10 protein-coding genes and 1 tRNA gene are annotated in these 9,726 nt (G+C 36.2%); 2 read left to right on the top strand and 9 right to left on the bottom strand.

The annotated features are described in order from the left end of the window. On the bottom strand, positions 1–818 hold an 818-nt coding region (gene mutM, locus AB1721_02625; protein ID MEW5805592.1), incomplete at its 3' end, for a bifunctional DNA-formamidopyrimidine glycosylase/DNA-(apurinic or apyrimidinic site) lyase. Between the two features lie 192 nt (positions 819–1,010). On the opposite strand from mutM, the gene AB1721_02620 reads away from it, so the two are divergent. Then, a complete protein-coding gene (locus AB1721_02620) occupies positions 1,011–1,256 on the top strand; it encodes a hypothetical protein (GenBank protein MEW5805591.1) in 246 nt (81 codons plus the stop codon). A gap of 178 nt (positions 1,257–1,434) precedes the next feature. Here the strand turns inward: AB1721_02620 and AB1721_02615 are convergent, their stop codons facing one another. The 4 genes from AB1721_02615 to AB1721_02600 all read right to left on the bottom strand — a co-directional run bounded on the left by AB1721_02615 (position 1,435) and on the right by AB1721_02600 (position 3,625). After that, a complete protein-coding gene (locus AB1721_02615) occupies positions 1,435–1,794 on the bottom strand; it encodes a hypothetical protein (GenBank protein ID MEW5805590.1) in 360 nt (119 codons plus the stop codon). 283 nt (positions 1,795–2,077) lie between these two features. Continuing rightward, complete coding sequence (locus tag AB1721_02610; GenBank protein MEW5805589.1) at positions 2,078–2,695, bottom strand: hypothetical protein; 618 nt, start codon at positions 2,693–2,695, stop codon at positions 2,078–2,080. A 34-nt stretch (positions 2,696–2,729) separates the two neighbouring features. Then, positions 2,730–3,131 (bottom strand): hypothetical protein, encoded by a 402-nt coding sequence (locus tag AB1721_02605; protein MEW5805588.1) that lies wholly within the window; start codon positions 3,129–3,131, stop codon positions 2,730–2,732. Positions 3,132–3,133: 2 nt separating this feature from the next. Then, the gene (locus tag AB1721_02600) at positions 3,134–3,625 is read right to left on the bottom strand and encodes a hypothetical protein (protein ID MEW5805587.1); all 492 of its coding nucleotides are present in this window, start codon (positions 3,623–3,625) and stop codon (positions 3,134–3,136) included. Between the two features lie 298 nt (positions 3,626–3,923). Here AB1721_02600 and AB1721_02595 point away from each other — a divergent pair, with 298 nt between their 5' ends. Further along, the gene (locus AB1721_02595) at positions 3,924–4,133 is read left to right on the top strand and encodes a DUF1508 domain-containing protein (protein MEW5805586.1); all 210 of its coding nucleotides are present in this window, start codon (positions 3,924–3,926) and stop codon (positions 4,131–4,133) included. Positions 4,134–4,172: 39 nt separating this feature from the next. Here the strand turns inward: AB1721_02595 and AB1721_02590 are convergent, their stop codons facing one another. The 4 genes from AB1721_02590 to dnaX all read right to left on the bottom strand — a co-directional run bounded on the left by AB1721_02590 (position 4,173) and on the right by dnaX (position 9,713). Next, complete coding sequence (locus AB1721_02590) at positions 4,173–6,428, bottom strand: DEAD/DEAH box helicase family protein (GenBank protein MEW5805585.1); 2,256 nt, start codon at positions 6,426–6,428, stop codon at positions 4,173–4,175. 2 nt (positions 6,429–6,430) lie between these two features. Then, complete coding sequence (locus tag AB1721_02585; GenBank protein ID MEW5805584.1) at positions 6,431–8,191, bottom strand: site-specific DNA-methyltransferase; 1,761 nt, start codon at positions 8,189–8,191, stop codon at positions 6,431–6,433. A gap of 283 nt (positions 8,192–8,474) precedes the next feature. Continuing rightward, positions 8,475–8,548 (bottom strand) — tRNA-Gln (locus AB1721_02580). Positions 8,549–8,594: 46 nt separating this feature from the next. Continuing rightward, positions 8,595–9,713 carry a DNA polymerase III subunit gamma/tau gene (gene dnaX / locus AB1721_02575; protein MEW5805583.1) on the bottom strand — a complete coding sequence of 373 codons (1,119 nt, stop codon included), beginning with the start codon at positions 9,711–9,713 and terminating at the stop codon, positions 8,595–8,597. Between the last annotated feature and the right edge of the window lie 13 nt (positions 9,714–9,726).

Raw genomic sequence — 9,726 nt, 5'->3', positions numbered from 1 at the left:
CGGCCGCCTAGTTTGATTCTTTTGATTTTTGTTTGGCAATTCAAACATTTTTGGCCATCTCGGCTATAAACAAGAAAATGGTTTTGGTAAGTTCCCAAGCTGGTATCGGGTTGAAGATAATATTCGTCGCTGGTTCCGCCGTATTTTAAGCCCAGTTTTAACACTTTAATGATATTTTGCCTTAATTGCTCAATTTGGGGCTTTTTTAGGCCGTTTGCCGGTGTTTGGGGATGAATTTTAGAGAGAAAAAGGGCTTCGTTGGCATAGATATTGCCAATGCCAGCGATTTTTTCTTGGTCTAAAAGCGCTATTTTCACTGCCCGTTTGGTTGCTTTAAAAAGCTTTTCTAAATAATCTGAAGTGAATTCTTTATCAAACGGCTCAACTCCATATTTAGACAGTTCTTTTTCTAACTCTTTGTCTGTAAAAACTTTTATCCAGCCGAATTTACGCAACTCATTGAAAAAGAGTTTGCCTTTACCAATTTGTAAAATTACCCGGGTTGATTTTGACGGCAGTTGTTCTCCAATTGTCGGGATTGTCCTTTTGAGTTTAATTGTTTTTGTCTTGGCGGCGTTTTTAATCCAGATCAGCTGGCCGCTAAGTTTTAAATGAATTAAAAGATTTTTGTAGTTTGTTAGTTTTAAGATAATCACTTTGGCTCGTCTCTGGACATCAATGATTTTCTCGCCAATAACCAGTTTGGGATTATCAGGAAACTGCTTTTTTGAAAATATCTCAACCCCTGAAATTTTTTTATTCAAAATCGCTTTTTCCAGTTGCTGTTTAATCGTTTCAACTTCAGGCAGTTCGGGCATACTATTAAATTTCTAATTTCCAATTCCTAATTTTTAATTTTTTAACTATTTTCAAATCTTTACTTACTTAGAAAGATTTTAATATTTAACTTATTCTCAAATTCTTAAGAATTTGAGAATAGTTTAGGCGGATAGAATTAACGATTGAAGTTTATCTTGAGACTGATTTATTGTAAAATATTATTAATGAAAATGAAAATTCCAACCGAGAGTTTTAAAAGATTTGATAGTGATTCGTCTGCAGAGCTTAGATTAAAAGTTGTTTTGGAGGCGTTTAAGAATGGTTTAAGGTTGAGCAATCTCGGTCCCCAGCCAGCGCCTTGGGTTAAACGTAGTCTGGAGTATTTAGAAGCAGGAAAATCTTTGAGCGCTAATGATATAAGGAGATTTGACAAAGAGGGCGGCACTGATCATCCTGATCCATGGTTCAATGCCTGATAAAAATATTCCACCTCGCCTCGCTTTGCGAGACTCGGAACAACGCTCGCTTGATTGTCTCATTCCAATATTCTTGAGAATGTTGGAATGTTTAGGGGAACAAAAAATGCTCTCGCGTCAATCAGCCGAAGCTTCAATCCGCGAGAGCATTTTCAGTATAGCAAACAAATAAAAATTGTCAAGAGGTTTCCAGAGTCTGAGCAAATTTTCTAAGATTATAAATTGATTCCTGAATCTTTGGGCTTTCGCTTTTGAGATTATTTTCTATGAAATCAGCAATCTCTCTAATTAAACTTGTTAATTCTTTCTTATCTTGTTCTATTCCTTTGTATTCATCTGCCAATTTTTTCAATCTTGCTACTAGTGGTTCTAGATTTTCAATATATGAAACTTCTCCAATTTCTCTCATTGTTGAGATATGTCTATTCAAGCCATTGATTCTGTCCAGGAGATAATTTTTTGTCTTTTCTGGAGAGACAATTATTTGTCCAAATGGGATTGAGCTGTCTGGTTGTTTATCTAAATTTTGCCCATTCATACTTTTAAAATTTAAAACAAGATTGTTTTATTTTGTCATTCTAATTCGAATACGCTTTTATTATATCATTATTCTGACCCACTTTGCCCATCTGGAATTTTAACAGAAGAGGGTTTCGGTCAGAATGATTTTCAGTTTAAAACGCAGTCCCGTAGTGTGCTTTGCTTTGCTATTGGGGTTCCGCCGCCGAATTTTCCGCCATAAGCGGGCAGGTATGCTAACGTTAGTTGGCGCGCTAGGTTTTTGAAATTTTATTACCTCTCCAAATCTTTTAGTGGGTTAGTTAGATTTCACAGGGTTTTAACTTCCACGTCCTTGCTAGGTGAATCGACAAGCGTGATAAGTATTCTCGCAATTTTTCCAAATCCTTTCTCGGCTCTAAAATAATCTCTTGACTTGCTGAAGGGATTTGCGGATTGATGGCTCGAAATCTTACTTGCCCATTATCGCTCCACATATTAGGCTTCCATACTATTCTATCCTTTTCTTCGGGATGTGCAGTTATACGGTCTCGTTTGTTAGTGACACCCTTAACCCATTGTTCATATTTAATACGAAAATTCTTAAATTCCCCATCTTGATCTAATTCCGAAATACTATCAATTATCGTTTTGCTAAATCTTAAACAGGTTCTTAAATTAGAATATGCAGTAACGGCACTGCTATATAATTTCAACAAACAATCGGCATATTCTGCGTGCGTAGAAAAATTCTTATGCTGACCGTCTGCCATTTTCTGTATATTTTCTTCTTGAAGACGAACAGAGGCAACAGCATACTGAAAATATACAAAAAGTGCCTGCAACCGGAGATAAGTAACTGTCCATCCCCCACCTTCATCGATTAAAGGACGTAATTTATCAATAAGATTAACTAAATTCTCGAGTTTATAATCATCCATAATTTCCTCCAAGTTTTTAACGAACCAAAATATATTACTTAAATTCTAAATCTTGACGCATTAAACCTTCGATTTTATCTGCATCGCGCCATAATTTTTTGAAATCGGAATCTTGCTCTGTATTATACAAACATTTTTGATATACCTCGCTTACGTAAACAAGAAATGCCCTTAATTCTCTATTAACATTTGAATTTGAGACCAAAAGGCACTTCGCACTTACCTCTGTCAATGTTGTTATATCTAAATTTTTTCCTTCTCTAGCGAGAGAAACAAACTTACTTTCTAAATGAGCGGCAAATTCTTTATATGCTTCTAGTTTTGCGTTAAAAAGACGCGATTCTTTTTCGTTTCGCTTTTGCATAACCGCGGCCGTAACTGCCGCCACAACGCCGCTAGATAATAAAATTATTAAAAATTGTGTCGCTGTATTCATAATTAATGTTTAGATTGCTCTTTTAAGTCTTTATAATATTGAGGATTATCACCGACGAATTTGATTAAATACCACTTTACTAAACGAGCAATTAATGCATTCCGCCAGGTTTTTATTGGGCGAACCGCCTGGTAGCCACGTGGAGCATCAAAGATTTCTATCAATTCGTATCCAATAAGCTCGTCATCAATAACTTCCATCCAATGACGGGAATTAGGATTGTTGAATGTTTTGTAGTAGAATCTACCGCACTCAAAACGAAGCGGCGTTTTTGGATTCGAATACCAAACATCAATAAAACGGTCCGCCGAATACTTACCCCATGCATTACCTCTCGTATCACGATTATCTTTCAAGATTCTCCTACTAATTTTTATTGCTTGAACAAAAACCGGAAAAAGTTTAAAGAATACAAAAATAAAAACTACAAAAATTAACTCCCGTACAAGATTGTCCATAATCCATTCCCCAAGTTTTTTAGTAGGCCAGGGCACAACCTCTTATTTTAACTTTAAGTTAAACTTATTCTGATGTTGATAATTAAGTAGTTTCGCCAAAAAATTTTTGCGAGCGGGCGACAAAAAATTATTGACAATCAATAATAATAAATTATAAAATAATTGTGGCCCTCTGAAAAGCTGGCGAGGATAACCTCCTGCCCTTTTATTACTATCGGACCAAGTCGCCTTTACTCCCCCTCGATAAATGCTGGACATTCGGCGTTTATCGTGGGGGGCGTGAGTTAAAGGTCGACCATCCCGATTAGTTAATAATTAAGTCAGAGGTAATATTATGGCAAAATTTGTCATATATCGCGATATTGCCGGACAATATCGCTGGCGACTTGTAGCCAATAACGGCGAAAAAGTTGCCGCAAGCGAGGCCTATGTCTCACGACAAGGCGCTCTAAATTCGGCACAACGCGTCAAAATTCTGGCGGTTTCAGCAACCATAGTGAATAATACCACATCGGAGCTGGTTAGAAGATTGCTGAATAGGTAATCTCCCGTCAAAAACCTCGCTGGCTTTTCAGGGAGCTTTTTAATTTAAATTCAAAAATTTCCAATCCTTTAAATCGTATGGATTGTAAATATATTTTTCGTTGTCATTATATCGCCAATTTCCTTCAACCGGAATAACGATTCCGCCAAAAAGTTTTTTACCTTTTTTATTCTGCTCTTTGATGTATTTTGCTAAACCTTCTGCTCTTTCTTTTGCGTCTTCGGCCGTTTTTCCTTTCTTTGTATCAAATAAGCCAATTACGCCATCATTTATTTGAATTAAAAAATCAACATAAAACGCCGCTTTCTTCCCAAATTTATCAACATAAGGAATGGCAAAATAATTCACTTCGCCATATCCATTTTTAAACCACCATTTAACTTTTTTGGCGGAATCAAGATATTTTATAAATTCAACCTCAACCTTGCTGTCTTCCTCATAACCAGTAAATAAACTTGTCTGATTATTGTCGGCAATCCTTGTATAATAAGGTTTCATTATTGATTTTTTACAATCCTTGGCTTTGTATTTGCTGTTATAACTCAATAACTTCGGAACATTCCAAGTCAAAGTTTCCATTTCCCGCTCTCTTTCTTGTTCTACGACCGTTCGTTTATATTCTTCCCTCGCCAACGCCAACGCTTCGCGAATTTTTTCTACATTATCAGCACTTAAAACAACTTTATAAAACTCAATGTCATCATTTTCAAAACCAAATTCTTGCGTAAAAAATTTATTCAACGCGCTTTTAATTGGCCCCATAGAGTCAACGGGCGCGAATTCACCAGTATTCGCTTTGCAAAATAAATCGTAATAGGTTTGAATTTCCATTTCAGGCGAAGTGTAAAACATGCTTGAATGTTCAATTTCTTTCACCTTGTCAATGTTTATTACTTTGCCGTCAACAATAATTTCTTTTGATATTTCGCGAGATTTTATTTTTATCTTTGGTTTCAAGTTCGTTTTTTGGGCAATATCCATAAAAATTTTCTTGAAATCTCCAGACAATCTCGTTTTTTCTCTTTGCCTTTTGAAATGGATTGATTGTAAATCAATGTCTTTCCATAAATCTTCTCGCCTGTATGATTCGTGAATAGTCAAATACTCCTTGGCGATATTACCGACAATTTCTATATCGCCCAAGTTTGTAAAAACATAACCTTTGTTTAATTCTGGCCGATTTTCGTAATGATGAAATTCGGGCATTCTCATTATTCGGCCGACCGTCTGAATCAAGAAAACTTTTTCTTTTGTTTCTCTGAAAATTACGAGTATTTGAGCCCGTGGGCAATCCCAGCCAAGCGCGATGGCTTGTTTAAAAATCAAAACTTCAACCTCGTTTTGCGGTTTTTCGATATTTACCAAATTCGGAGTTTTATTTTCCGCCAACCAAATGGCTAATTTATCATTATCTTCGATTATGTCGTATTTTCTTTTAAGAATTCTCTCAACTTCCGTCAGAACATCTTTATCAAGATCGTTTATTCCTTTTTGCAAATTCGGCAACTGAACAAGAATTAAGGGGTTTATATCGCTACCTTCCGCCTTAAATGCTTCCACAAGCTCTTTTCTTTTGGCAATGGCTGCGTCTAACACCATTTCGCGACTGCTTTTTCCATCAACTTTGAATTTCTTAAATTCTGGGTTAATGGCTATTTCTTTTTTAATCATTCCTTCGGCGACAACTCTTTCAAAATGAACTTTTACATGAGCGTCCGGACTTTTGAAAATCGGTGTAGCCGAAACTTCAACAGTTATTTTGGCTCCAATATCATTTTTAATCTGCGTTGATTTTTCCGAAATAGCGGTGTGGTGGCTTTCGTCAATAATTAAAATAATATACCTGCCTTGCGATTTCGTGTTTTCAATAATGTTTGCCAAATTTTTACCCCGCTCATTATCTCGGACATAAACATTGTAATCTTTGTTTATGCTTTCCCAATTCAAAAATAAAATCTCGTTTTGGCGGATATAATTTCCCTCTAAATCGTCAAATTCCGAATAAATAAAATCGTTGGGGAAATTTTTATCCAGACTCTTTTTGCTTTGGCCGTGCAAGTCACGAACCGAAATCCAAATAAAAGAAAAAGTTTTACCGTCCTCTCTGTCAATCGGATTAACAAGGCGTTTTAAGAATTCGCCCATCATTATTGTTTTCCCCGAACCTGTCGGGGCTTCAAAGATACAGAGCTTGTTTCCTTCCAATTCCAAAAGCTCGTTGACTTCTTCTTTCAACCTTTCAACTGCTTTATCTTGATAATCTTTGAGCACAAGACCTAAATAATTATTATTCATAACTACTTCTTAAAAATTTCACGATAAACTTTCAAAATTATTTCCGGTATCGATTCAAGACGATGTTTGTTTTTCAAATCGGTGAATTCCTTTTCTGGCAGAGTTTCAGTATAAGAAAAGCAATAGATGATAAATTGTCCTTTAAATTTATTCGCTGCCTTTTTAAAGTCATCAATCGCCTCCTCGTTGAAAATTATCCCGAGATATTTTTTGCCCTTTTGATAGATTTTCCAATCAAGATTATTTTCGGCCACCAAATCAAAAATATCCTCGCGAATGCAAATTATTTCTGCAGAATTATTTACCAAATCCCTTTTGTTTTTATCCGTTGGCTGTGCCCCGACAAAATCAGTTTTAAAATACTTCAAATTGCCGCCCAAACCATAAATTTTTTCATTTTTTGCTTTAAATCCTTTAATTGCCTTTTCTATTCTTGGATAACAAACATCAGTACAAATTTTATGTATTCCATTTTCATCTCGGTTGTTTGTACACAAAATAAATCGTCGTTGCCCGCCGTCCTCTTTATTTATATTCAATACTGCATGCCCCGTTGTTCCTGTGCCAGCAAAAAAATCAAGAATAAAATACTGTTTTTTACTATTTCTAGTAACCGATCCAATTAATATTTCCATTAGTCCTCTGGGTTTCGAGTAATTAAAAATAGATGAATCACCAAATAAATCTTTTAAATCTCTATCAGCGTCCTGTGTGGTTTTTACTCTATTGTCAAAAACTTTAGAAAGAATATCTATGATTGGTCTATAAGGTATATCTTCACCGAAATTTTTGAAAAATATAGGTTTCATTCCAGATATAGATTTTATTTCTATGTATCCGCCTTTTTTAACTTCTTCATCTATCGTTTCTTGAGACCAACAGAATTTACCTTTTATGTGTATATCGTTACGAGGCTTCCCTTTTATAATTTTCACATCCTCTAATATCTCCATGGCAAATTGAGGGTTACCATATTTACCTCTTTTTAATAATCCGCTAAATTTACCATTCTCAATAACAACCGATTTTTTATAGAAAATCCTTTCTTGTATTTTAGATGGTTTTGTTATAAGTTCTCGATGTCTTTCGACATCAATGAGCTTATCTTCTGTGCCAATAAAATTATCGCTCTTGGAATAAAACAATACATATTCTTTCAGATTGACTATTTTTTTACTTAAAAAAGATGCGTTATCTTTCTTGTGCCAAATTATATTACCTATAAAATTTTTTTCACCGAAAATCTCGTCCATTAGTAATTTCAGTTGAGCGACTTCATTATCATCAATAGAAACAAAAATTACTCCGGTGTTTCTTAATAAACTTTGGGCTAACTTCAATCTCTTTTCCATGAAAGTTAACCATTTGGAGTGCCGCCATGGGTCTTCTCTGTCAACGAAATTATCATTAAAAACAAAATCGTTATTTCCGGTATTGTATGGGGGATCAATATAGATAACATCAATTTTATTTTTGTGCGTAAAATTCAAAACGGCAAGCGAGTGGTAATTGTCGCCTTCAATAAGCAGATTGATTGATTTTTCCTTATCGGTTGAAATTTCCTTGTTTTTTACCTCTTTCAAAACCGGAAATTTGTTTGGCGTAAAGTTTTCCGGAACATTTTCCCAATTTACGAAAGCGTCAATCAATTCCTGCGAATTTTTTCTATCCCAAACAAGCCCGTATCTTTTCTTTTTAAAAGCTTCCAATTCCTCAATCAATTCCTCTCTGGTGTAATTTTCGTATTTGTTCTTTTTGGCCATAATTATTTTTGAATTAAATCATCTACTCCGACCCCTAACGCTTTGGCGGCTCCGGTAAGTATCCGCCATTGGCGGAACTACGGGGCAGGTTTTTTGAACGGTATCGATGGTTGGGCTTCGGATTTTGCCTGATTTTATCTTATCCCAAAAACAAAAAAACCTCAATTATTCATTTAGGTTTTTAAGAGAATTGCTTGAAAATTCGTCCGCCGAAGCAATGGGCGACCTGCCCGCCGAATTGGCGGGAGCCCCGAGCGAGGCGGGAAGCGCAAACTTTACAAATTGGCTGGGGGACAGGGATTCGAACCCCGATACCATCCTTCAAAGGGATGTGTCCTACCGTTAGACGATCCCCCATTTATGCTTATTTTATCACTAAAAAACAGCCTTTAAAAGGCTGTTTTTAGGTTAAGGTTTCAATAATCACAATCTCTATCGGCAAACTGGGCAAAACAGACCTTTTAATTTCCGGCAGAGCGGTTAAAAATTTATAAGCTAATTGCCGGAGTTTTTGAGAGTCAAATTTTTCCGCCAAAGATTGCAGGGTTTCTAATTCTTCTTGGTTAAACTCTGCTGACAAGAAATCTTTTGTTTTCGGGTCAAGCTTTAAAATTAGGATTTTTTCTAAAATTGAGGCGCTTAGCTTGATTGCTTCATACAATTGATACCCCTGATTCTGAAGATTGTTGATAAATAAAACGCTGTTTTTCAAATCATTATCAGCCAAGTAGCCCAAAAATTCTTTTATCTTTTCAAATCTAATCGCGCCGATTAACTGCTCAACTTCATCCAAAGTGATTTTTTTATCATAAGAAAAGGCCACTACCTGGGAAAAAATCGATTCGGCGTCGCGGATACTACCTTCAGCAGATCGGGCAATTGCGGTTAAGGCGGCCGGTTCAATCTCAATTTTTTCTTGTCTGGCAATCTCTTGGAGTTTTTTAGCGATATCCGCGGCAGACAGACGTTTAAAATCAAATCGCTGGACTCGAGAAAGAATTGTTGGCAATAATTTGTCCGGTTCGGTGGTTGCCAAGACAAAGATCGCGTGCTCCGGAGGTTCTTCCAAAGTTTTCAGCAAAGCATTGACAGCTTGAGGAGTCAGCATATGGGCCTCGTCAATAATAAAAACTTTGTACTTTGACTTAACCGGATTAAACTTTATCCCTTCTTTTAAATTTCTGATTTCATCAATGCCCCGGTTTGAAGCGGCGTCAATCTCAACTAAATCAATCGCCCGGCCGCCGTTGATTTCTTCGCAGATCTCGCATTGATTGCAGGGCTCGATCCCCTGCTTGGTTTTTTGAGGTTTTAAGCAGTTAATGGTTTTGGCATATAAGCGCGCCAAACTGGTTTTGCCCGTGCCTCTGACGCCGGCAAACAAGTAAGCATGGGAGATTTTATTGAGCAAAAGCGCGTTTTGCAAAGTTTGCTTAATTGGTTCTTGATTGATAAACTCGCCAAAAGTTCTTGGCCGGTATTTTCGGTAAAAAACCAATGATTGCTTGTAATCTTTTTCCATATTAATTATCAAT

The sequence above is a fragment of the Patescibacteria group bacterium genome, assembly GCA_040753135.1.
In the GTDB taxonomy this organism is placed as follows: domain Bacteria; phylum Patescibacteriota; class Minisyncoccia; order UBA6257; family Brennerbacteraceae; genus JBFMGR01.
Note: the sequence above shows the minus strand (reverse complement) of the source record. Positions and strands in the feature narration are given on the sequence as shown.

What these genes read in the sequence shown, in the direction of transcription:
- AB1721_02605 (MEW5805588.1), bottom strand. Translation starts at nt 3,131, where the DNA reads ATGAATACAGCGACACAATTTTTAATAATTTTATTATCTAGCGGCGTT.
- AB1721_02610 (MEW5805589.1), bottom strand. Translation starts at nt 2,695, where the DNA reads ATGGATGATTATAAACTCGAGAATTTAGTTAATCTTATTGATAAATTA.
- AB1721_02615 (MEW5805590.1), bottom strand. Translation starts at nt 1,794, where the DNA reads ATGAATGGGCAAAATTTAGATAAACAACCAGACAGCTCAATCCCATTT.
- AB1721_02595 (MEW5805586.1), top strand. Translation starts at nt 3,924, where the DNA reads ATGGCAAAATTTGTCATATATCGCGATATTGCCGGACAATATCGCTGG.
- AB1721_02590 (MEW5805585.1), bottom strand. Translation starts at nt 6,428, where the DNA reads ATGAATAATAATTATTTAGGTCTTGTGCTCAAAGATTATCAAGATAAA.
- dnaX (MEW5805583.1), bottom strand. Translation starts at nt 9,713, where the DNA reads ATGGAAAAAGATTACAAGCAATCATTGGTTTTTTACCGAAAATACCGG.
- AB1721_02620 (MEW5805591.1), top strand. Translation starts at nt 1,011, where the DNA reads ATGAAAATTCCAACCGAGAGTTTTAAAAGATTTGATAGTGATTCGTCT.
- AB1721_02585 (MEW5805584.1), bottom strand. Translation starts at nt 8,191, where the DNA reads ATGGCCAAAAAGAACAAATACGAAAATTACACCAGAGAGGAATTGATT.